The sequence below is a fragment of the Hassallia byssoidea VB512170 genome, assembly GCF_000817785.2.
GTDB classification, from domain to species: Bacteria; Cyanobacteriota; Cyanobacteriia; order Cyanobacteriales; family Nostocaceae; genus Hassallia; species Hassallia carrinoi.
The window spans coordinates 1-24,227 of record NZ_JTCM02000052.1 but is presented as its reverse complement, the minus strand read 5'-3'; the positions used below and the strand labels follow the sequence as shown (position 1 = coordinate 24,227).

Sequence of the window (24,227 nt, the reverse complement as noted above, 5' to 3'; positions counted from 1 at the left end):
AGGGTGCAGCTATCCAAACCAAGGAAAAATAAGCCTTTCAGCCCACGTAGGTAAGCTCTGTTCGTGTAGCAAGTGCCAGTACGATGACTCTACTTTAAGGATAGAGAGATGCAAAAACTTTTTAATCTCTGTTTTGAACTCGAATTTTATATAAAAATCGCTATTAGTTGCGCGATTGTTCAGCAGGCATTCTATTTTCTCTTAAACAATATCGAAATCAACTTTATAACCCAGGTGCTATTGTACTGGCTCGTTGGTTCTATCTCATTTTATGGTATTGGTTTTTTGATTGAAAAAATAAAAACTAACGATGTTTGGAGGGAGAAACTAAATGCAAGAGTCAAGAAAGTAAAAAAGCAACCATTTCCTTCATTTACTGTAAAAGGCATCATTACAGGAGAAATCAAAGCTTTTATATCAGCATTAATAATTCTATATCTAGCTCCGGAGGTTCATAGAGGAAATAGCTTACTCTTAAACCTTGGATGGTTTTTGATGAGAATAGTTGCTGCTGATTTATGTTTTTACGTTTCCCATCGGCTCTTTCACACAAAATTATTGTATAAAATCCATCTGAAACATCACGAGTTTAGCGATTCATCAAGTTTTGTTGCTGGTCATAAGAGTCTTCTTGAATATATTATTGTTACCCTCACAGACGTTTTACCTATCTTTATATTTGGATATGACATCACTCAACTTTGTGCATGGAGCTTTATAGGCAATGCTTACAATCTAGAAGGTCATAGTTCTTTGTCAATATTTTTCATCCCATCAAATTTTCACGATCTTCATCACACTTCCTTTCATGGAAACTATGGCATTCATGGATTTTGGGACAGGGTATTCAACACATTGAATCCTACTACCAAAAAACCAGGAATTATGTTTCCTGTGAGTCTTCTGGAGTATAAAAGTATCAAGTCGTCTCTTAGTAATGACCGAACTATCTAAAAAGTTCGGTCACTCGCTAAGTTGTTTCATTAATCACTAGTCATATCGTCTCGCCATTTTGAGCGATCGCTACTTTCTATGTCACGCGATCGCGCATCTAGCCAAGTTTCCCAAGATAAAGCTTTCTGTCTTTCCACATGATTGATAAACTGCATAATCGATTGATCTGCCTTAATCGGGGTTCTCATCTCAAACTTAATTGTTTGGAAAATCTTAGTATCACCTTTAGCAAAGTAGTCACCCACCATCTTTGTAAGTGATAGCACAATTGAGTTAAATAACCAACCGAAAATACCTTTACGTTTTTTCGTAATGAACAAAGTTTGACCTTCGGCTTTTCCTTGTTCGGTCATACGCAGGGTAAACATGATGTGGAAATGCAAAAAGTCGGGTCCAACTGTAACTGTACCGGTGCTACCGTACCAATAACACATGCTGTAAGTAACGGCGTTTTTGTAGAAAGGACGAATCAACTTAATAAAAAACGAATCTTCACCCCCCCGTGTAGTATTGCTGAAGGTAATTGCATTCTCATTCAGTTCGTCTTTCTCGAAGACAATTTCTAATGGTAGATTGTGAACTGTATTGAAGTGTTGAGCGTCAATTGCATTAATCATCACCACGTTGGGATGACAATTTTTGATGAAGCGAGAACCTAAAGCGCTGTGACATTCTTCGTCCTCCAACTCCGGGACAAAAGGTAACGGGTGGTGCGGAGTTTCCCCAGTCCAAACCCAAATCATCCCGTATTTCTCAGCTGTGTGCCAAGATTTCAACTTCATCGGCAGCGGTTCTTCTAAACAAGGGATGTCAACACAAATACCCTCAGCATCAAACTTCCAGTTGTGGAAAAAACAGCGCAATTCATTACCCTCAACTTTACCTTCCGCTAAATGGGCACCCATATGCGGACAGTAGGCATCAAAGGTAATTACTCTTTTGTCTTGACCTCGGTAAATAACTAGTTCGCGACCGAGAACTGTGACAGCTTTTACCTCACCCTGACTTAAATTGCGCGAGGGTAATACCCAATACCACCCCTCGATAAAGCGCTGTGGGTTATTGAAAGTCTTTTTTTGGCTTCTTGCGCTAAAAATCTGCGAGTTGATATTCATGTTGAGGTTTTCACTTCTGGTGAAGCAGCTGATATATAATTCCCAATTTAATAGCCCTTAAAATGTTGCGATCGCAGGTTTTGCTTTGTGAGTATTTTTTTCCAACCCCCATTCTGCTGAAAACTGTTGCTGCTGCTTCATAGGAGAATTAGCGAACCACATTCGCTTACCCGCATCTGTCAGGTTTTCTTCACAAATCTCTGTTAAGCAAACGAGTTCGGCGCCTTGGAGATGACCTGGGTTACATTGCTCAAAAAAGCGGATGTGAGGATCTTGCAGTCTTTCTTGAGGAATTCCCCGCAGACAGTCTCGCAGCACATGGGGATGAGGAAAGCGGACTATTCCCGCTTTTGTGTCATAATAGTCGCCAAAGCGATCGCCTGCAAGAAACTCGATCAACGAGGAAATATAAACTGGTGTAACTGCATCATATCGCGGATAAAACTCCCGCCAGAAAATCGGCAGAAAACGATAGGTACGATATCCCCCAGAAATGAGCAGCCAATATAGTCTACCCTGAGCATAATCTCGCCGAAGCTGGTTTACCGAAGTTATCCAACAGCGAGAAAGCGCAGAACTCGACCACCCGCTAGGGTCCATTATCGTGTCCCCAGAATAGACTACACTTAATTTTTCACCCTGAAACTCTGTGTTATACATCAACAGAGTAGAAAAACCTTGCAGCCGATTTGTTTTTTCATCTTTGAGCAGAATTACCCAGTTTTTCTGACTTAAGTCTGTCTCAAAAACATCTCGCTTTACACCTTCAAAATAAGTGCTAAGTAGCGAGTACATAGCTTCCTTATCTTCTGGTGATAAATCCTCAGTGTGAACCAGTCGGCTTTTCATTACTTCATTCAAACAAATTTTGTCGTTCCATTATATGAACTGTAATCATTTGTTTGATGTGATTATAAAGTTCTGTGTCAGAAACTGATCTGTCTTTCTTTCTCAGTCCTCGATCCGCAGTCCCCAGTTGCCGATCTGTAGTGTTAAAACAGATGTCAGGCTTTGGAAAAAGGCTGGTGAATATAGTTTCATGAGGCTTTGATACTCGTGAAAGAGTCTTTGATACTCGTGAAAGAGTCTTTTATACTCGTCAGAGAGTCTTTGATACTCGTGAAAGAGTCTTTTATACTCGTCAGAGAGTCTTTTATACTCGTGAAAGAGTCTTTTATACTCGTCAGAGAGTCTTTGATACTCGTCAGAGAGTCTTTTATACTCGTCAGAGAGTCTTTTATACTCGTCAGAGAGTCTTTGATACTCGTCAGAGAGTCTTTTATACTCGTCAGAGAGTCTTTTATACTCGTCAGAGAGTCTTTTATACTCGTCAGAGAGTCTTTTATACTCTTTGACGAGTGTTTGATACGTCGCCTACAGGCTGGAAGCCTGAGGCTACACGAACAAAGTCCGCCTGCGCGGACTTCAAGTTTAAAAAGCCTACCTGCGTAGGCTTTGTTCGTTTAGCCGAGGCAGCGCCGTGCGGGGGTGGAGGAGTTTGAGGCGACTGCCGTCTACCCTTCCAGGGTGAGGGCGCATTTTTTCACTTCTAGGATTAATTATGAAAATTCCGCAAACGTAAAGCGTTTGTCACCACAAACACAGAACTAAAAGCCATTGCGCCCCCAGCAATAATTGGGTTAAGTAACCATCCGAAGATAGGATAGAAAACCCCAGCAGCGATTGGAATACCCGCAACGTTGTAGATAAAAGCAAAGAAGAGATTTTGCCGGATATTGCGGATGGTAGCACGACTAAGTTTAATCGCCGTGACAATGCCTTGCAAATCTCCGGAAATTAAAGTAATGTCACTAGCAGCGATCGCTATATCTGTTCCCGTCCCAATCGCAAACCCCACATCAGCTTGTGCTAACGCCGGCGCATCATTAATACCATCACCCACCATCGCTACGAGAGAGTGGGGAGTGGGGAGTGGGGAGTGGGGAGTGGGGAATGAGAAGTTTTTATTTCTCCTTGTCTCCTTGTCTCCTTGTCTCCTTGTCTCCTTGTCTCTCCCCCTCCCCCCTTGCAGCGACTTAATCACCGCCACTTTTTCATCGGGTCGAACTTGGGCAAAGATGTTATTGATATTAACTTGAGAAGCGATCGCTTCTGCGGTTTGTCGATTATCTCCGGTAAGCATCACTACTTCTAAACCCATCTTTTGTAGTGCTTTCACCGCATCTTGTGATGAAGGTTTTAAGGCATCCGCAATGCCCATCAACCCTTCTATTTTGCCTTCAACAGCAATCCAGACGACTGTTTTACCAGCAGCTTCCCAGGTGGCTTTGTACTGCTGAAAATAACTTGTATTAATACTTAATTCTTCCAACCAGCGTTGTGTACCGATTTGTACTAGCTGATTTTTCACAACACCTTGGACACCGCTACCGGCAAAAGCTTGAAAATCTTTAGCTTCGGGAAAATTGACTTGTTGCGATCGCGTATAATTCACAATAGCCTCAGCCAAAGGATGTTCAGAATTACGTTCCACCGCTGCGACTAACTGCAAAAGCTTCATTTCATTATTATTCGCAGTACCATTAACAGTTACAAAGTCAGTAACAGTCGGTTTCCCCTCAGTCAAAGTCCCGGTTTTATCCAGCACAATCATTTTAATTTTGTGTGCCATTTCTAAGCTGGTTGCATCCTTAATTAAGATGCCATTTTCTGCACCTTTCCCAGTTCCCACCATCACAGAAGTTGGTGTAGCCAAACCCAAAGCACAAGGACAAGCGATAATCAACACACCAACGGTAGTAATTAAAGATAAACTCAAATTGCGTGTGACACTAAACCAAACAATAAAAGTAACAACAGCAATACTAATCACTGCTGGTACAAACCATCCAGTCACTTGATCTGCTAATCTTTGAATTGGTGCGCTACTTCCTTGCGCTTGTTGTACCAGTTGAACAATTTGCGCTAAAAACGTATCTTTCCCAATTCGTGTTGCCCGGAATTTAAAGCTACCTGTCTTATTAATTGTCGCTCCAATTACCTCATCACCTGGTACTTTTTTATTAGGCAAACTTTCGCCAGTCACCATCGATTCATCAACTGTAGAATTGCCTTCAATCACTTCACCATCAACCGGAATTTTCTCACCCGGACGCACCAAAATTATATCATCAATTCTCACTTCTTGAATGGGAATATCAATTTCCTTGCCACCGCGAATTACTCTCGCATCTCTAGCTTGCAAGCCGATAAGTTGGCGAATTGCCTCAGAAGTTTGTCCCCTAGCGCGACTTTCTAACAACTTTCCTAAAGATATTAAGGTAATAACTACCGCTGCTGTTTCATAGTAAACCTCTGGCATCAAGCCTTGATTTACAAAAAAGGCAGGAAAAATAGTAGCAAGTAAAGAATAGAAATAAGCTGCACTTGTACCCAAAACAATTAGCGTGTCCATCGTCGCTGAACGGCTTTTCAAAGCTTTCCAGCTATTTATATAGAACTTATAACCGCACCAAAATTGTACAGGTGTAGTTAAAATTAATTGCAACCAAGGATTATGCAATGATGCAGGAATGAAAGGTAAATGTACGCCAATCATCATTGGCAGCGAACCAATAATCAGTAAAATACTAATTACTGCTGCAACTGCTAGTTTAATTTTCAAGTTGCGTAATTCCGCAAGACGAACAGCTTTTTCGGCGTCATCTTCCCCAGTCATCATGTCTTCATCTTCTAGAGAATAAGCCGAGTATCCCGCTGCCTCTACAGTTGATTGAATTTTATTTAAATTAGTTTTGCGGGGATTATATTTAACTACAGCTTGTTCTGCACCAAAGTTGACGCTACATTCACTTACACCTGTAACAGAGAGAATCGTTTTTTCGATTCTTTTAGCGCAAGAGGCACAACTCATGCCTCTAAGTTTCAGTGTGAGAATATCCATATTCAACAATTCCAAATTACAAATGCCTAAGTCGCAGGATAGAAAGGCATTTACGCATGTATCATGATTCCGATTATTTCAGTACTAGGACTTACGCAAAATACCTCTCAAACTCTTATTACTTCGTGTCCTTCGTGTCTTCTCCTTCTCCTATCGGAGAGGCTGCGCCAACGGAGACGCCAAGGGCGAACGTGGTTCGTTTTTTGGTCATCTTGCGTAAGTCCTGAGTACGTTAAACTGAATTAAAGTACACTCTTTATGTCAGCTTCACTAAAACTATTCTAAAATCTCTAGTAAGGTGGAGAGTCAAGCAATTATGAAAAAACAAGATCCCCGACTTCTTTAAGAAGTCGGGGATCTGAGGAAGGTCAATTTTAGTATCAGGTTTTAGCTTGATTTTTATCTATCTGTAGTGTGAGTTGAGAAATCTATCGTGTTAACTAAAGATAATCAACTGCTGTTAATTGGTCAGGTAACAGCCAAAAGCCAAGTCCCGATAAGGACGATTCGCTATTACGAAAGTCTCGGTTTACTCAAGTCATCAGGACGAACCGAGGGAAACTTTCGGCAATTTTCCGCAGATGTACTTACTCGGTTGTCATTTATTAAACGCGCTCAAAAACTGGGGCTGAGTCTAGAAGAAATTGGCGAAATCTTGAAAGTATATGATGGTGGGAAACCAGCGTGCGATCGCATTCAAGAAAAGCTAGAAGATAAAATATTAGACATTGACCACCAGATAGAACAATTGTTAACTCTGCGAGGCGAATTAAAAGGAGTACTATCAGGATGGGAAAGTTTGCCAATCAAGCCAGAAGATACAATTTGTCCGTTGATTGAGAAAACTTGATTGGCAAGTGAAAACCTCAAATATTAACTAAGTAGATGGGCATAAATAAACGTTCCTTAACGTAGTAACGGCTTTAGCCGTTAAAACCGAAGCTTTGAGCGGTAAACCGCTCACTACGATATTTTACGTTTAATTTCGCTCACTTACTTAATTGTGTTTAATTTGCGCTTTAGCGTCACTCCACCTAAAGCCCCAAAAGCTAATAACCCAAAAGTGAAACTTGCTTCAGGAACAGCCGCAATACTTGTCACTTGAGAGAAATATGTGTTAAAAAGGTTATTGATAACTTTACTAAGACTTCATCTATAATTCGTCTTCCCCAAAACTCCGGGAACCGAATTACATTACTTGAGACGCGGCTGCTGAACCCAAGTCTCCCCAATCTCTTCACAACCAAAAGTCTTTTATAAGACTTACATTGGAGTATTCATGCAGCCAAAAAATCTTAAGCGTCTCCTGCGTGCTTTAGCGCGACAGGGTTTGAATGTAACTTACAACAACAAAACTTATTCAATTCGTTTACGTGATAATTCGGATGTGCCTGTAGCACAAGTGGTGCTGCCAGAAGGTTTACCCGTAGAAGCGAAAGCACTCAAGCAGCTAGCGAATCTCGCAAGCGTTCGCCACCCCGCAGGCGGTTGCGTTTGCCGTGCCTGTGCTACACCTGACTTTCACCCTGGTGATGCGGGGATTGCCATTGGTTCAGTGGTAGAAACTGAAGGTCAAATTATTCCTGCGGCTGTCGGGAGTGACATCAATTGTGGGATGCGTTTGCATGTCGCCGATTTGACAATCGATGAATTTTTAGCGAAACGGGATTCCTTTGTCGAATTGATGAAAGGTGATTACTTCTTCGGAACCCGCGATGTCACCATGACAGCAAAAACATCCCGCGCCATGTTTGAATACGGAGTTCCCGGTTGGTTAGATGCGATGTTGGATGCACCTACAGGCAGCTTTGTCAAATCTAATTTGCAGCAAATCGCCCAAGAAAGCCAACGCATTTTCTTAGATGGTTCAATGGATGGAAATTCAAAACTTGCACCCGAAGAACTTGTACCCGATGAAGGACTGGTGCGCGATGGCGGATTAGCTACAATTGGTGGCGGAAATCACTTTGTAGAAGTGCAGCGGATTGATAAAGTTGAAAATCGTGCGATCGCCCACGCTTGGCGAGTGCGAGAAGGACAGCTTGCATTTATGATTCATTCAGGTTCTCGCAATGTGGGTAAATACATCGGTGGAATGTGGCGAGATAAAACTAAAGCCGCTTGGCAAAAAGGTCTGAAGTATCCTGACTCGCACATTTTTCCGCTTTCTGTGCATTCCCACCCCGAATTAGTTGCTAGTTATTTGCAAGCTGAGGCAACAGCTGCTAACTATGGTTTCATCAATCGCTTGATGTTAGCAGAACTATTACGTCTGCGTTTGCGAGAAGTTTACAAAGATGTAGAAGCACCGTTAGTTTATGACTTACCGCATAACATCACCTTACCAAAGGAACCCGGTTCTTGGATAACTCGCAAAGGTGCTTGTCCCGCTTATGCAGGACAACCTGTAATTATCCCAGGTTCAATGGGTGATTATTCTTATCTGATGGTAGGTAGAGGAAATCCAGCCTTTTGCAATTCCGCTTCACATGGCGCGGGAAGAGTGCGTAGCCGTTTTGACCTGACTCGCCAAGGTGCATCGCAAAGTGAGTCAGAACTGAGATTAACCGGGGTAGACTGCATCACTCTGCGCGAAGAACGCAGAATTGAGGAAGCACCTGCGGCTTACAAATCGATTCAGTCAGTGATTGATGTGCAAGTAGAAGCGAAAATGGTCGATATTGTGGCGCGTTTGAGTCCGGTTTTGACCTTTAAAGCTTAAAGCGTTAGCCCAACAGCGTAGGCTTTGATAGTTGTAGGGTGCGTTACGGCTCCTGCCTAACGCACCGCTAACGCCTGAAATGGTGCGTTAGCAAAGCATAACGCACCCTACGCTATCTTATATTTGTTTTCGCCTACCTACACAGTCACATTCTTGGCAACAATGATGCTAGCATATTTCTTCACCAGCTAGACCAGACCATGAAATTAGTTTGCGCCCAAAGCGACCTCAGTACCAACCTCTCACTCGTTAGCCGTGCAGTTCCATCACGTCCAACTCATCCGGTACTTGCTAACGTGCTACTGCAAGCGGATGCTCAAACTAACTCTGTAAGTTTAACAGCCTTCGATCTCAGTTTGGGTATCCGCACCAGCTTTAGCGCTGAAGTTGTGCAATCCGGAGCGATCGCACTTCCTGCTAGACTACTCGTTGATATTACCTCTCGTCTTCCCGAAGGAGAAATCACCTTAGAAGATGAATCTGCAAGTACCGCCGAAACCCCAGGCGGCGAAGGTATAATTGTTACACTCACACCCAAAAGTGGACGTTATCAGCTGCGAGCAATGGGAGCCGAAGAGTATCCGGAACTACCCGTAATCGAAAATATTGAAGCAATTCATCTTACCACCACTGCATTAATTGAAGGATTGCGCGGTTGTTTATTTGCAACCAGTAGCGATGAAACTAAGCAAGTGCTTACCGGCGTGCATTTAACACTTAAACAAGACGCGCTAGAATTTGCAGCGACAGATGGACATCGTTTAGCAGTTGTAGAAACAGTTAACGAAAGTCCTATTGCTAGCAGTGAAAATCAACTAGAAGTAACTGTACCAAACAGAGCCATGCGGGAACTAGAGCGGATGTTGGCTCATAGTTCCTCTGAAGAAGAAACTGTAGCCTTATACTTCGATCAAGGTCAAATTGTCTTTCAATGGCAAAATCAACGCTTAACAAGCCGAATTTTAGAAGGACAATATCCCGCTTATCGGTTACTTATTCCTCGTCAATTTGAACGACAATTAACGCTCGATCGCAGACAATTAGTTAGCACCTTAGAGCGAATTGCTGTCTTAGCCGATCAAAAAAATAATATCGTCAAAATCAGCATGGACGGCGATGCAGGGGAAATTACCTTATCTGTAGAATCTCAAGATGTGGGTAGCGCTATTGAATCGATGCCGGCACAAATATCAGGAGAAGATATAGATATTGCCTTTAACGTCAAATATTTAATGGAAGGCTTAAAAGCTTTGCCATCTCAAGAAATTCAAATGCAGTTAAATGGAAATCTCACTCCAGTGATTTTTACACCACTAAGCGGTTTAAAGATGACTTATTTAGCAATGCCGGTGCAATTAAGAAGTTAAAAGTGCTGAATAGGTGTAATCGGAATTTGAATTGAAAATTCCGTACCATCAGGTAGCGAATTACATTTGAAGACACCACCGTGTTTGTCTACCACAATTTGGTAACTAATTGATAGACCTAAGCCAGTACCCTTTCCTACTGGCTTGGTGGTAAAAAACGGATCAAATATTCGCTTTTTGATGTCTTCGGGCATTCCGGAACCATTATCTAAGATGCGAATCACCACTTGATGATTGTTTATAACTTCGGTACTAATCCGAATTTGGGGGCGATCGCTTAAAAGTCCGGGGTTTTTTTCTAATGACTCTTCTAAAGCATCAATCGCATTACTCAAAACATTCATAAACACCTGATTTAATTGTCCGGCATAGCATTCTACTAAAGGTAGGTTGCCGTATTCTTTAACTACCTCAATAGCGCGACTGTTTGGCGTTGGTTTTAAACGATGCTGTAAAATCAGTAACGTGCTATCAATACCTTGGTGAATGTCAACTTGCTTCATCTGGGCTTCGTCAAGCCTGGAGAAATTCCGTAAAGATAGGACAATCTGACGGATGCGATCGCTTCCTAGTTTCAACGACGACAGTATTTTGGGCAAATCTTCGGCAATAAATTCTAAGTCTATATCTTCAGCTAGATTGCAAATCTCACGGCTGGGGTTCGGATACTGCTGCTGATAAAGAGCTAGCATACTAAGTAAATCGTTAGCGTATTCACACACAGGACCGAGGTTGCCATAAATAAAGTTTATGGGGTTGTTAATCTCGTGTGCCACACCAGCCACCAATTGTCCTAAACTGGACATTTTCTCGGTTTGGATTAATTGGGTTTGAGTTTGTTGTAATTCTTCTAGCGCTTGAGCGAGTTGTTCTGCTTGATGCTTGGTTTGGGCAAGCAACTCAGCTTGCTGGAGCGCTACCCCAAGCTGCACCGCAATCTGAGCTAAAAATTTGATTTCCGAAGCTTCCCAGTGCCTGGGTGCAGAATTTTGATAAGCTGCCAGCAAACCCCAGAGTTGTTGCCCTATGAATATGGGAGCGATCGCATATGCTTTTACCTGAAATTGTTCCAAAACAGCAAAGTGACAGTCAGAGTGACCAGCCTGATAGATGTCGTTTACTGCAAATGTTTGATTCTGGCGATACCTTCCACCTTGTGTTTCTTGCAAATAACTATCTTCCCACACCATGTTTATCTGGGGAGTAATTAATTTGACCCAATTCTCACCAACAAACTCGGCAAGAAACTGACCGCTCCAATCAGCGTTAAAGCGATAGACTGCAACTCGATCCGTTTGTAGTGATTGACAAACTACTTGGGTAGTCGTTTGAAATATCGCATCCAAGCTGAGAGATTCCCGAATCTTGGCAACAACTTCAAATAATACCTGTTGTTGTTCTGCTGCTTGTTGCAAATTCAATGTCTGCTGTTGTGTTTGCTTGAGTAATTCAGCTTGCTGGAGTGCGACCCCGATTTGGGCAGCAATCTGACTGAAGAAATCAACTTCAATATCTTGCCATTGCCGAGGTCCAGAGTGTTGATAAGTTGCTAGCAAACCCCAAAGTTTTTGCCCGACAAAGATCGGAGCAAGCACAAAAGCGTGAATCTGAAACTGCTCTAGATTGTCGATATGACACTGAGCAAAACCCATCTTGTAGATGTCATCTACTGCAAATGTTTCATTGTTGCGGTAGCGTCCTCCCTGTGTATCTTGTAAGTAAGTGTCGTTCCAAACAGTATTAATACCTAGTTTGTACTCATCATTCAACCAGTTGGGACTAGCAGCTTCAAAATCACCGACAAATTCACCACCCCAATCAGAATCAAAGCGATAAACAGAAACACGATCAACTTTTAAGAGTTGACAAACCTCTTTAGTAGTTGTTTGAAAAATAATATCGGTGTCAAGAGACTCACGAATTTTGGCAATGACTTTGAACACAGCTTGTTGCTGTTGACTTGTCCGTCGCAGTTCAACGGTGCGCTTTTTAACTTGATTTTCTAAGTCGCTATTAAAGGCTTGTACTTGTTGGTATAATTCATACTGCTGACATGCCGAGGCAAAATGTTTGCCGATTTCTTCAGCCAGTTCAATCTCTTCAAACGTCCATTTCCGAGCCTGTGCTTTTTTAAATTCACGCCAAATATCAAATGATATACGCGGGTAAAGTTGCCGCTTGTCACTATCATATTGACCAGCCCACAAAGTTTCTGTGTCTATTTCGTCTCTAAAAATACTTAAATAGCCAAGTAATTGCTGACGATAATAAAGCGGAATCATCAAGATGCTGCGAATTTTGGTTGGTTGAAAAGCAGCTTGTAAACTTCGTAAATTTGGAGTTTGATATATATCTGAAATAGCCCAAACATCATAGTTACGATTGTAGTGTTCCTGCCAGACGCTATATTGTTCCATCAATGGATATATTGTTTGTTCTGGTATTGCAGGTTGCTGTCCGCTGATATAAAGTTTGACAGCATCGCTTCCAGGTATCAAACATTCCGCGAAACTTCTGAAGCTGCGATTTTGATAATTAAAAGCTTCATTTCTAATACAAAGTCTGCCACCAGAACCCCCAAAAGCAACAATGGCTGCTTCTAAAGCTGGCTGTAATACAATTGTCGGCAGTGAATGCAATAATGTAGCAATGCGGCTAACGATCGCTTCTCGTTCAGCTTTTCTGTGCGCTAAAGTCAAAAGAGTACTGTGAGCGATCGCTATCTCTAGCTGCTCTACCACAATTTGTAGCACTTCCAGTTCATCTTTGCCAACACAAAGCGGTTGCGAGTGGTGAGATACCAACAGTCCCCAGAGTTTTTCCGATTCTAGAATCGGCACTACCAGAGATGACTGTACACCCATTGCCGTCAAATATTCAACATGACAGGGGTCTACAGGACGATAACGAAAATCTTCAGATATAATTTCTTTGGTTTGGGTGTCACACGCAAAACTTTGACCAATTTTGCCCTCGTCCACATTTACAAGCGATCGCACTCGTGATTTAATAAATAATTCCCGTGCATCAGGCGGAATATCCGAAGCGGGAAAATTAAGCCCTAACAAAGATGGTAACGAGCGATCGTTTATCGATTCAGCAATGACCTGACCGCTACTATCGACATTAAATTTATAAATCATCACTCGATCTGTGCCGAGAAATGAACGCACCTCCCCCACTGTCGCTATGAGAATATCTTGCAGTTCTAGCGTCAGACGAATACGGTTTGTTATGCGACGCAGCAAATTTTCTTGATTTCGACTTACACGCAAGTCTTGTTCTGTGGTAGAGGTCATTGCTTTTATTAAAATTATTAAGATAATCTTTAGAAAATATAATTATTGTCTTCTTTCATAACTGATTTAGTCCTCAGCAAAATCACTGATTATATTTACATAAATGTGGCAAATTATTAATATAAAATCACTAATATCCACAGTACAAATATTAGATATACTTTGAACGAAAGAGCGTCAAAAGTTAGATTCCCGATTTATTTAAGAAGTCGGGAATCTGAACAGAAATCATCTACGATTCCTATATTATGATTTATTGTTTCTTCTTTATTTCCTTGAATGATTAATGACACAACAATGTTGTGCCCCTATAAAAAACCTATATCTTATTTAAAGCTTACCTATTTTAATTGCCTTATAATCATCTATTGGTTAAGAGAGTTAGAAGTTCTGATAAAGCAAAAAAATCAGTAATTCTAACTCCTAACTTCGCTCCTCCCTATTGTACAGACGTTCCGGCGGAACGTCTCTACTAACTAATTCTCGCTGCGTCAGCAAAGCGAATTTTCAGATAATCATCTTCCATCTTTGCGCCAGATGGTTGCAATGCTGCCAAAGCTTGCGGTAATACTAAATTACGGCGATGATTGCCAATTGTGATGTTTAATTCGTCTCCACTTTTACTAAGTTGAACCTGGCTTTTGGGAATTCCAGGTAAATAAAGTTCCAAACTGTATTGATTATTATCTTGCACTACTCTAATAGTCGTTTCTTTGTAATAAACTTGAGTTGGATCTTCATCTTTGTACAGCGTTTCCTTCAATCTTTCTAACGCTGCTAAACCGCAAAGTTCCTCAGAAAAAAGCGGTGCTTCTTTCACAGGCAGAGGAAGGAAGTTATCATGAATTTCTTGGCGATATTGCTGCTGATTTTCTTTCCAACGCTGGAAAAATGGATCTTGTACTTCGTTGGGAATGATGCGATTAGCTATAATTAAATCCGTTGCCACATTATACAAACTCAAATAAGCATGAGCGCGGAGAGACTCTTTAATCACCATCTTTTCTGGATTGGTAATCAGCCGCACTGAAGTTTGAGTATTATCAGTTAATACTTTTTCTAAAGCTTCAATTTGCTCATAAAATTCATAGGGTGCGTCCATCACCTCTTTATCTGGCAAAGAAAAACCAGCGATCGGTCTAAAAAGAGGTTCAACTAAAGGTCTAAGTGCGACAGAGATGTTTTGAAACGGTTTGTAAAATCGGCGCATATACCAGCCGCTGATTTCTGGTAAACTCAACAGACGTAATGCTGTACCGGTGGGGGCTGAGTCAATAATCAAAACATCATACTCGCCTTCGTCGTAATGGCGTTTCATCCTTACCAAGCCAAAAATCTCATCCATGCCTGGTAAAATTGCTAATTCTTCGGCTTGTACCCCATCCAAACCCCGCGCTTGCAAAACTTGGGTTATGTAGCGTTTGACGGCACCCCAGTTTGACTCTAGTTCTATCAGCGCATCGAGTTCCGCACCCCACAAATTTGGGCGAATTTGTCGCGGTGCATGTTCGAGTTCTAAATCAAAACTGTCTGCCAAGGAATGTGCCGGATCTGTACTCAAAACAAGTGTGCGATAGCCTAGTTCTGCACAACGCAGTCCAGTAGCTGCGGCAACGGAGGTTTTGCCTACACCACCTTTGCCTGTCATCAAAATTACACGCATGGATGATTTGTCCTAGCTGAGGATTTTTTACATTTATTTACATTATCGACTTTTTAACGGAAATAAATGCTGCTTTACCACGTCTAAACGCGAACAATTCCAATAATCGATGTGAGAAACAATCAGATTATCAGAGTTGAGGCGTAACTCACTCCAGCCAGGGATAGAGATGTGTGGTTTCCACGGTAGAGGTGTATTCCAGTTGAGTGTCCACTTCATTTTAATTGTGTCTGCTTCTTGTTGAATATCGTGTAAATCCATTTTCGGATTTAAAAAGAAAGTCTCGATGAATTTAATCATCAGTTTGTATAGCTTGACACCACGAAATTTGTTCAGCGGATCTTGAAAATAAACATCTTCAGCGTAGATGCTGTAAGTTTGATTTGCCGGAAATCTTTGATAGTCTTCTTTGAGGATTTGAATAATATCCATAATGAATCATCTGTTGCACATGAAAAATGCTTCAAGCATTTAGGAAAACTCGGAATGAGCGAATGCGTGAATTGTTTACGGTTCTACTTCATTCCAAAGACGTTCTAACTGACGTTGCCAAGCAGCTAGAACTTCTGACTGCGCTTCTGGAGTTTGTTCTATTTCACCTAACAATCCTTCAGCATAAAAGCGGTCTAAAGTTTGCATAGTAGTTTGTAGAGATTGTCCTTGCTGTTTTGCTGCTAGGATAATTTGTCGAATGCGATTTTCAATTAGCCGATTGAAGACATCATCTAAACCAGCTTGATGTAAAGATATTAGTCGGGCGATCGCACTCTTTAAATCCGCACTTACCAAAGTGTCACTATTATGCTGAAATACTCCCCACACTACCCCTTCATACACTGCGTAGCGTACTTCTTGAGTCTCGTCAAAATTCGCTTCTAACAACTGTTCTAATAAAGGTTGAGCTTCTTGTATTGGCACAATTGGCAGCAACACTCGCACCCATGTATTATCTTCGCTAACTAGCACCAATAGCCGAAAACCAGAAGTTTCTACTTGCCAAGATCCCTGTGCGATCGCAGCAACAGCTGCTTCACCAAATAAGTCTGCCAGCGTTACCGCTATTTCATCTAATTTCATAGTTTTTTCTTCTCTTTAGCCTCTAGGGTAGCGTTTTGCGGTTCCAGGCGATAACGAACTAAGTACTTAGAGGCAAAAATAACTAGAAAAATCTATCTATCAGTCTGCTGTACTGCCTGCTGAACTACTTCTAAAGGTAAATCTAACAATTGGGCGATCGCATCCAAACTCAACCCAAACTCTACCATTCGCGGTATTGTTTCTAACTTGTTTTGCTGCTTACCTTCTTCTAAACCTTGCTGTTTACCTTCTTCTAAGGCTTCTTGATAGACTTTAGTTTGTTTCAACTCACTTAAACCTAACATTGCTTCAATCTCCTCGCGGCTCTTTTTTGGTAATTTATAGACAATGATTGTCTCAATTAAGTTGATGAGGTCACGCTTACTAACTTCATCAGTTAATTGTTGTTTTGCTTGGTCGATTAAACGTCTTGCTAATTGTGGTGCGGTTTCCTCAGCCTCAATAACAAGTTTAACAACACCAACACCAAGCGAGGTTTCTGCAACTTCTCCTAACTCATCTAAATAAATGCGTCTTACTCGATTTATAGCTAACATTTCACTCTTCCTGTGAAGCTTGTTGTCTTTCTATACCGCGAGTGGGATAAATAACTACAACTTGCCAAGGTGATACAGGTTTGTATTGCCGCAAGTAGAGGAATAATTCAAACGGTAATATAGATCCTCATCGGCTTGAAACTGAACTTCAACCACATAGAAGGGTTTTTCTGACTCGTTGCTGGTTGGTAAAAATAAACCGTCAAGACGAAAGGCAAGTTGTTTGACTTCGCAAGAGGTGAATTCATAGCCAACAGCTTCCGCTGGGGATTTGTTAATTAGTTCAAAGAAGATGCTAGGAAATGTTTGAAATAAGCTATAGAAAATGCTGTCTGTTTTCACTGTGATTTCGCGTACCGAAAGCTGCTGATTATAGCTTACTGAAAAGCTTTATAACGAAGAGCGATCGCCACCTGGCATACTTAAGGCAGCTACAAGAAAAGAAATCTTCGATTTTATAGGTGCCTTTATAGTGCCGATCGCTCGTCTACACCAGTACTCTTTGACACACACCAGAAAACGGTTTATTTCCCAAGCCGTCAGCTAACTGTCTTAGTATGCCACAATAGCGTCAAACAAGCGATCGCATACTTTTAGGAGTTTTCATTGTGGAGTTCCGATATAACCCAGCAGAAATTGAGGAAAAATGGCAAAAAACATGGACTGAATCAGGCTTAGACAAAACACCTACAAACAGCGACAAGCCAAAATTCTACGCTTTATCCATGTTCCCCTATCCATCGGGCAGCCTGCACATGGGTCACGTCCGTAATTATACGATTACTGATGTGATTGCCCGCCTCAAACGGATGCAAGGTTATCGGGTACTGCATCCGATGGGATGGGATGCATTCGGCTTGCCAGCAGAAAACGCCGCCATCGATAGAGGTGTTCCACCGGCAAAGTGGACGTATCAAAATATCGCTCAGATGCGGCAGCAATTGCAGCGTCTGGGTTTGTCAATCGACTGGGAACGCGAAGTAGCTACATGTTCCCCTGATTATTATAAGTGGACGCAGTGGATTTTCTTGCAATTTCTCAAAGCGGGGTTAGCGTACCAAAAAGAAGCTGCTGTTAACTGGGACCCCATAGACCAAACTGTACTGGCAAACGAACAAGTTGATAGCGAAGGAAATTCTTGGCGTAGCGGTGCCAAAGTCGAACGCAAGTTGTTGCGGCAATGGTTTTTGAAGATTACCGACTACGCGGAAGAATTATTAAATGACTTAGATAAATTACCAGGCTGGCCCGATCGCGTCAAGTTGATGCAAGCAAACTGGATTGGTAAATCCACAGGTGCGTACTTAGAATTTCCCATCGTCGGGATGGATGAGAAAATCGGCGTCTACACCACCCGTCCAGATACGATTTATGGCGTTACTTACGTAGTGTTGGCACCGGAACATCCTTTAACAAAGCGCGTTACCACACCCGAACAGCAAGCAGCAGTGGATGCATTTGTCAAAGAAGTTACCAACCAAAGCGAGTTGGAACGCACGGCTGAAGATAAACCGAAGCGGGGTATCCCCACTGGTGGTAAAGCAATTAACCCCTTTACCAACGAAGAAATTCCCATCTGGATTGCCGATTATGTACTGTATGAATATGGTACCGGGGCAGTGATGGGTGTACCGGCACACGATGTCCGGGATTTCAAGTTTGCCAAAGAACAGAATTTATCTATCAAGGTGGTGATTGTACCAGAAAATGGCGAACAAGAAACATCACAAGCATATACAGAACCGGGAATTATGATTAATTCTGGTGACTTTGATGGTATGGCATCTGGTGAAGGCAAGAGTGCGATCGTTGAATACGCGGAAAAACAAAATTTTGGTAAAGCGCGGGTACAATATCGCTTGCGGGATTGGTTGATTTCCCGGCAGCGTTACTGGGGGGCACCGATACCAGTAATTCACTGTCCCAATTGTGGGACGGTGCCAGTACCAGATGAAGATTTACCAGTACAGTTGCCGGAAGATGTAGAATTTAGCGGGCGCGGTGGTTCCCCATTAGCACAGTTGGAATCTTTTGTCAATGTGCCTTGTCCGAGTTGCGGCACTCCCGCAAAGCGAGAAACTGACACGATGGATACTTTTATTGATTCCTCGTGGTATTTCTTGCGGTATCCTGATGCGAAGAATGAACAGCAGGTTTTCGATCCAGCGAAGACGAATGATTGGATGTCGGTGGATCAATATGTGGGTGGAATTGAACACGCGATTTTGCACTTGTTATATTCGCGGTTCTTTACTAAAGTATTGCGCGATCGCGGTTTGTTGAATTTCGATGAACCCTTTCAACGTTTGTTGACTCAAGGTATGGTGCAAGGTTTAACTTACAAAAATCCCGTTACAGGAAAGTATATCCCATCAGCACAAGTTGAAATAGCAAATCCGAGAGATCCAGAAACGGGGGAAACGCTACAAATCTTTTATGAAAAGATGTCTAAGTCGAAATATAATGGCATCGATCCTGAAGAAGTTTTGGCGAAGTATGGTGCGGATACTGCACGCATGTTTATCTTGTTTAAAGCACCCCCAGAAAAAGATTTGGAATGGGAAGATGCTGATGTTGAAGGTCAATTTCGGTTTTTGAATCGAGTTTGGCGTTTGGTTGTATCTGTTGATAATAGGGACGCGATGAATCGCGTCACTACGACGGGGGAATTAAGTAAGGCTGAGAAGGAATTGAGACGGGCAATTCATACTGCGATTAAGGAAGTTACGGAAGATTTGGAGGGAGATTATCAATTTAATACTGCTATTTCCGAATTGATGAAGTTGAGTAATGCTTTAGCTGATGCTAGCTGTAAAGATTCACCAATTTATGCTGAAGGTATTCAAACTTTGGTGATGTTGCTGGCACCTTTTGCACCACATATTACTGAGGAATTGTGGCATTTGTTGGGCAATAGTGATTCAGTTCACACTCAACCTTGGCTGAAATTTGACCCTACTGCTTTGGTTGCTGATGAAATTACTTTAGTGATTCAAATTATGGGCAAAACTCGCGGGGCAATTCAAGTGCCTCAGCAAGCTGATAAAGCAGCTTTGGAAAAATATGCGCGTGAATCGGAAATTGCCCAGCGTTACATTGAGGGTAAGGAAATTAAAAAGGTGATTGTGGTGCCTGGAAAGTTGGTAAACTTCGTCATTGGGTAAATTTAAAGACCTAGAAGCCAAGACCTAGAAGCCCGGTTTCTTAAAGAAACCGGGCTTTAATTATTTTATACAAACACGAACAAGCGCTTGAGAGTTTTGCTCACTCAAGCGCTTTGCCGTATAACTGTATACCAACCCACTTGTTTGATGCAACATTTGGAACCAGCAATACCCCCTAACTTAGGAGGATTGCGAAGATAACCTGTAGCAAACATATTATGAAGTGGTATCACTCCTTGCACTACTAAGAATATCTCTTTTGCGGTCAAGACGGGATTCTGGTGAGTGACAGTTTCTTAACTGACACTTGTTTATCTCACATGACTTATCATTTAGGGTGATAAACAAGACGAAGCAGAACTGTAGATGATTTGGGTTATAGGTATAAAAACATAATAAGTATTTTATTTGATGGTTAGCGATCGCACATCGACAATCAACAACGTGCAGAACGCGGTAGCATGAATTTCTCACCCTCTGCCGCAAAGTTGCCGCGAACCATCAGCAGAGAATCTCCATCGAGGATGTGAGATAATGCTTGCACATCGGCATTGAGGCAATCTGGGCTGAAGTAGATCGCAACTTCTTGAATGCGTATGTTAATTCTTTCAAGAATCTCAGCTAAAGTACAGATTCTCGTGCCAACCACATCGAAAAGCTGAAGTTGTGTATCTTTTATTTCCATGCAAATGATAACATCCAAGTCTGGGGCATAGTATAGGGGGTTTCTTCCCTCATTGACGCAGAATACAGCCTTCTCATTGACTATGCCAACGATGTTAGACACAGGTTCGCGTGTTTCTAACAGTCGGTGTAGCAATTTCACGTCATTAGGATCGGAAGTATCAATTAAGCGAAAACCTTGACTACCTACTGAGTCAGATTTGGCGATGAAAATGTGTTCTTTAACAACGCGAAAGCCAAAAGGTTGATATAACTCTGGTTGTGCTGTTGTTAAAACAAGCGTATCGTAACGACTGTTACAATAATCAAGCACTTCTTTCATAATTTCCCGGTAATAACCGCGCCGGCGATATTCCGGATGGGTACAGACTGCGTGGATTCCCCCAGCGATGATATTTTGTCCCATCAGTTGCATCGGGATTTCTAACACTCCGACATGGCTAATTGCTACGTCATCATGCAAGCGGATGAAGGGAGTAGAAGCAGATTCCCAGGATGCACCAAGCATTCTACCAACTTGCGCGGCGTCGCTAATTTTGATTTCCGGGAAGACGATTTCTAATAAGTTAAAAAGGCGATCGCTTAATTTATCTTCAGCAAATGACCTTTGAAAGCGATACTGATTCATAAGAAACTTGCTCAATGTACTACATACACTACACAGCAAGTTTTGCATATTCCAGGGTGGAAAAGCAATGAAAATTTTTGTTCCGGGACGCTTGTGTTTGTTTGGTGAACACAGTGATTGGGCTGGAGGTTATCGCCGCATCAATCCGCAACTGAAAGCGGGCTGTACGCTGCTTGTAGGCACGAATCAAGGAATTTATGCCGAAGTGAAGCCTCACCCAGATTCGCTAGTCCTACGCACATCTACAGAGAAAACGCTAATACCGATGGAAAAGCAGGTTTTGCTGACTGAAGCGAAAAACGGTGGTTTTTTCAGTTATGCTGCTGGGGTTGCCTACCAATTGCTGACACACTTTCATGTGGGTGGAATAGAAATTGATAATTATTTTACAGATTTGCCGATTAAAAAAGGATTATCTTCAAGTGCGGCAATTTGCGTATTGGTAGCGAGGGCGTTTAATCAAGTGTATAACTTAAAAATGACGCAACGCGGTGAGATGGAGTTTGCTTATCTGGGGGAAATTACGACGCCTTCGCGTTGTGGACGGATGGATCAGGCTTGCGCTTATGGCGATCGCCCAATTACGATGATATTTGATGGCACTGATACTGATATCATCGAGCTTAATACTCCCCAGGATTTATTTTTTGTCATTGTAGACCTCGGTGCGGCTAAAAATACCCAAGAAATTCTTCGCAAGCTGAATGAGTGTTATCCCTTCGCCACGACCGAAGTAAGCGCGAATGTGCAAAAATATCTAGGTGAAATTAGTTATAAAATTACCCAAGCGGCAATTGATGCTTTGCAAAAAGGCGATGCTGAACAAATTGGTTTTTTGATGAAACAAGCACAAGCCGAATTTGACAAGTATCTCATACCCGCTTGTCCCCAACAGTTAACGGCTATTGTCTTGCACCAACTTCTTAATTATCAAGCAATTCAACCTTACATTTATGGTGGAAAGGGCGTTGGTTCACAAGGCGATGGTACTGCACAATTTATTGTCAAAGATAAGGAAAGTCAACAAAAAGTTATAGAAATAATTGAGCGTGACTTTCCGCAAATGCAATGTTTGCCACTAACTATTTATGCAAAAAAAGAAAGTTAGAAAAGCTGTAATTCCGGCGGCTGGTTTTGGTACTCGTTTATTTCCGGCTACCAAAGTTGTGAAAAAAGAACTTTTCCCGATTATTGATAAAGATGGTAGGGCAAAGCCTGTAATTTTAGCGATTATTGAAGAAGCGATTACTGCGGGAATCGAAGAAGTTGCAATTGTGGTGCAACCAGAGGATAAGAAAACTTTTAAAACTTTATTTAAAAGACCACCCAAAGCAGAACTTTTTGAAAAGCTTTCACCGCAAAATCAGGAATACAGCAAATATTTGGTAGATTTGGGTGATAGAATTACTATTTTAATCCAAGATAAACAAGAAGGCTACGGTCATGCAGTATATTCTGCAAAAGATTGGGTGAAAGATGAGCCGTTTCTGTTGATGTTAGGCGACCACATTTATAAATCAAATATTGACAAATCTTGTGCTAGTCAAGTTTTAGATGTTTACGAGCAAGTCAATCAGAATGTGGTAGGATTGACGACAATGCCAGCAGAGTTATTGCATAAACTTGGCTGTGTTACAGGCGTTTGGGAAGAGGATACGATACTTTCGGTTACACAAATATCGGAAAAACCCAGTATTGAGTATGCACGTCAGCATCTGCATGTGGAAGGGATGGCAGATGATGAGTTTTTATGTATATTTGGGTTGTATGCACTCACACCAACAATTTTTGATTGTTTGGCGGAAGATATTAAAAATAATGTGCGGTTAAAGGGTGAGTTTCAGTTAACAACTTGTTTGGATAAGTTGCAAAAGAAGGAGAGGATGTCAGGTTATGTTGTTAATGGGAAGTGTTTTGATACTGGGTTGCCAGATGCTTATTTGCAGACGATGATTGATTTTAGGAATTTATAGCTTTGACGAATTTATCAGCTGGCTTTTTACGGGATGTGGAAATTCAAGTTAAAAGTCTAGCGTTGCGTGGCGATCGCCAAATTCTAGCGGCTTACTATAGATTATTTAGGCTCCCGTGAACTAAAAGGTGGTATTGTATTATACGTTGCCGACGGCTGAGTTGCGGTTGTCTGCATAGGCTGCGGCTTTGCTGAAAAAGTTCTATGCGTGATGCAAAGTTGCTCAGTCAGGAACAATACAAAACCAAAGGAGTAAGAGAATGCGTCTAAAAAAGCTAGTCAGCTACGGGATTTTTGTGCTGGTGCTCGTCATCGGGTTCGGTCTCACGGCAATTGCCCGTGGTTCTGACAATCCACCCGCGAGTCAGCAGATTGCGATTGCCCAACAGACGAGCGATCTCATGCTTAACACGTTGTTGGCGGCGTTGACGCAGGAGTTCGACGAGACTACGGTGGATAACGTCGAGCAAGGCAAGCAGTCCATCTCGCTGATATTTAACGATCGCAACAAGGATATGCGGCTGGTCGGCACTGTTGACCCGCTCGAGGAAAACGATCGCCCCAGCGACAACTTCGAGCGTCAGGCAAACGCGCTGGCACTCGCGGGGCAGGCATACACCTCCGTTCAGCGCGTGAATAATCAATGGTACTATCGACGCTCGATCCCCCTCAGTAACTTCAGGGCGGAGTGTTCGCTCTGCCACACCAATTTCCCTGTCGGTCCCACATCGGACTGGGTGGGTGCGCTCATGCTCAGGGTGCCGATCAAGGATTAAGGAACTTCCAAAGAATAAAATAATTATTCTAGAAGGTAGGAGTCAGTGCTGCCGTCAGCAACACTTAGGCATTGAGCCTAGATCCCCGCCTCAATGCCAACTATGTATGGTTGGAGTTTTTAGGTGCTTTTGTCTTTTCCACATAAGAGTGAAAAGTCGGATTTATCGGAAGTATAATTTCTCAAGTTTAAAAGAATGATTTGTAGTCAGGACATAACGTGTTTTTAAGCGCAAAGAGCGCTTACTACGAATCCCCAGAGCGTTTGTTTGCTTCCGGGAGTAGTTGACCCAAATATCCACCGACACCAACTGAGCGCCAAGTCGCCAAAGGTGGGGCGGAAGTTA

The 24,227-nt window shown here is 42.1% G+C and carries 17 protein-coding genes and 1 pseudogene; 8 read left to right on the top strand and 10 right to left on the bottom strand.

The window, feature by feature from the left end; all coding sequences use genetic code 11:
* The first annotated feature begins 108 nt into the window (after positions 1-108).
* Positions 109-954: a sterol desaturase family protein gene (locus PI95_RS20570; protein ID WP_039752542.1), complete on the top strand. Its 846-nt coding sequence runs from the start codon at positions 109-111 to the stop codon at positions 952-954.
* A 29-nt stretch (positions 955-983) separates the two neighbouring features.
* Here the strand turns inward: PI95_RS20570 and PI95_RS20565 are convergent, their stop codons facing one another.
* From PI95_RS20565 to PI95_RS20555, 3 genes are all read right to left on the bottom strand, one after another.
* Positions 984-2,069 (bottom strand): aromatic ring-hydroxylating dioxygenase subunit alpha, encoded by a 1,086-nt coding sequence (locus PI95_RS20565; protein ID WP_039752543.1) that lies wholly within the window; start codon positions 2,067-2,069, stop codon positions 984-986.
* A 57-nt stretch (positions 2,070-2,126) separates the two neighbouring features.
* Entirely contained in the window at positions 2,127-2,918 is a 792-nt protein-coding gene (locus PI95_RS20560; protein ID WP_052325733.1) for a hypothetical protein, read from the bottom strand.
* 706 nt (positions 2,919-3,624) lie between these two features.
* Positions 3,625-5,973: a heavy metal translocating P-type ATPase gene (locus PI95_RS20555; protein WP_163519046.1), complete on the bottom strand. Its 2,349-nt coding sequence runs from the start codon at positions 5,971-5,973 to the stop codon at positions 3,625-3,627.
* 433 nt (positions 5,974-6,406) lie between these two features.
* Here PI95_RS20555 and PI95_RS20550 point away from each other — a divergent pair, with 433 nt between their 5' ends.
* The 3 genes from PI95_RS20550 (at position 6,407) to dnaN (ending at position 10,062) form a co-directional block, all read left to right on the top strand.
* Positions 6,407-6,823 carry a MerR family DNA-binding protein gene (locus tag PI95_RS20550; RefSeq protein WP_039752544.1) on the top strand — a complete coding sequence of 139 codons (417 nt, stop codon included), beginning with the start codon at positions 6,407-6,409 and terminating at the stop codon, positions 6,821-6,823.
* Between the two features lie 429 nt (positions 6,824-7,252).
* Positions 7,253-8,695 carry an RtcB family protein gene (locus PI95_RS20545; protein ID WP_039752545.1) on the top strand — a complete coding sequence of 481 codons (1,443 nt, stop codon included), beginning with the start codon at positions 7,253-7,255 and terminating at the stop codon, positions 8,693-8,695.
* A 200-nt stretch (positions 8,696-8,895) separates the two neighbouring features.
* Positions 8,896-10,062, top strand: coding sequence for a DNA polymerase III subunit beta (gene dnaN / locus PI95_RS20540; RefSeq protein ID WP_039752546.1), 1,167 nt, complete (start codon positions 8,896-8,898; stop codon positions 10,060-10,062).
* On the opposite strand, the gene PI95_RS20535 is transcribed toward dnaN, so the two are convergent.
* The 6 genes and pseudogenes from PI95_RS20535 to PI95_RS37220 all read right to left on the bottom strand — a co-directional run bounded on the left by PI95_RS20535 (position 10,059) and on the right by PI95_RS37220 (position 17,000).
* Positions 10,059-13,361 carry a GAF domain-containing protein gene (locus tag PI95_RS20535; RefSeq protein WP_039752547.1) on the bottom strand — a complete coding sequence of 1,101 codons (3,303 nt, stop codon included), beginning with the start codon at positions 13,359-13,361 and terminating at the stop codon, positions 10,059-10,061. The two genes, dnaN and PI95_RS20535, sit on opposite strands and share 4 nt — an antisense overlap.
* 472 nt (positions 13,362-13,833) lie before the next feature.
* Positions 13,834-15,024, bottom strand: a complete 1,191-nt coding sequence (locus tag PI95_RS20530) for a TRC40/GET3/ArsA family transport-energizing ATPase (RefSeq protein ID WP_039752548.1) — start codon at positions 15,022-15,024, stop codon at positions 13,834-13,836.
* A 42-nt stretch (positions 15,025-15,066) separates the two neighbouring features.
* Positions 15,067-15,456 carry a C6orf136 family protein gene (locus PI95_RS20525; RefSeq protein WP_039752549.1) on the bottom strand — a complete coding sequence of 130 codons (390 nt, stop codon included), beginning with the start codon at positions 15,454-15,456 and terminating at the stop codon, positions 15,067-15,069.
* A 75-nt stretch (positions 15,457-15,531) separates the two neighbouring features.
* Entirely contained in the window at positions 15,532-16,101 is a 570-nt protein-coding gene (locus tag PI95_RS20520; RefSeq protein WP_039752550.1) for a hypothetical protein, read from the bottom strand.
* Positions 16,102-16,193: 92 nt separating this feature from the next.
* On the bottom strand, positions 16,194-16,658 hold the full coding sequence (locus PI95_RS37225) for an Rpn family recombination-promoting nuclease/putative transposase (protein ID WP_373695713.1): 465 nt from the start codon (positions 16,656-16,658) through the stop codon (positions 16,194-16,196).
* A 1-nt stretch (position 16,659) separates the two neighbouring features.
* Positions 16,660-17,000, bottom strand: a pseudogene (locus PI95_RS37220) (Rpn family recombination-promoting nuclease/putative transposase).
* 266 nt (positions 17,001-17,266) lie between these two features.
* On the opposite strand from PI95_RS37220, the gene leuS reads away from it, so the two are divergent.
* Complete coding sequence (gene leuS / locus PI95_RS20510) at positions 17,267-19,822, top strand: leucine--tRNA ligase (RefSeq protein WP_039752552.1); 2,556 nt, start codon at positions 17,267-17,269, stop codon at positions 19,820-19,822.
* Positions 19,823-20,258: 436 nt separating this feature from the next.
* On the opposite strand, the gene PI95_RS20505 is transcribed toward leuS, so the two are convergent.
* Positions 20,259-21,134, bottom strand: a complete 876-nt coding sequence (locus PI95_RS20505) for a GNAT family N-acetyltransferase (RefSeq protein WP_201280537.1) — start codon at positions 21,132-21,134, stop codon at positions 20,259-20,261.
* 67 nt (positions 21,135-21,201) lie between these two features.
* Here PI95_RS20505 and PI95_RS20500 point away from each other — a divergent pair, with 67 nt between their 5' ends.
* The 3 genes from PI95_RS20500 to PI95_RS20490 all read left to right on the top strand — a co-directional run bounded on the left by PI95_RS20500 (position 21,202) and on the right by PI95_RS20490 (position 23,882).
* A complete protein-coding gene (locus PI95_RS20500; RefSeq protein WP_039752553.1) occupies positions 21,202-22,242 on the top strand; it encodes a mevalonate kinase family protein in 1,041 nt (346 codons plus the stop codon).
* A complete protein-coding gene (locus PI95_RS20495) occupies positions 22,223-23,107 on the top strand; it encodes a UTP--glucose-1-phosphate uridylyltransferase (protein WP_039752554.1) in 885 nt (294 codons plus the stop codon). Before PI95_RS20500 ends, PI95_RS20495 begins: the two co-directional genes overlap by 20 nt.
* 259 nt (positions 23,108-23,366) lie before the next feature.
* Positions 23,367-23,882 carry a hypothetical protein gene (locus PI95_RS20490; protein WP_039752555.1) on the top strand — a complete coding sequence of 172 codons (516 nt, stop codon included), beginning with the start codon at positions 23,367-23,369 and terminating at the stop codon, positions 23,880-23,882.
* The last annotated feature ends 345 nt before the right edge of the window (positions 23,883-24,227 follow it).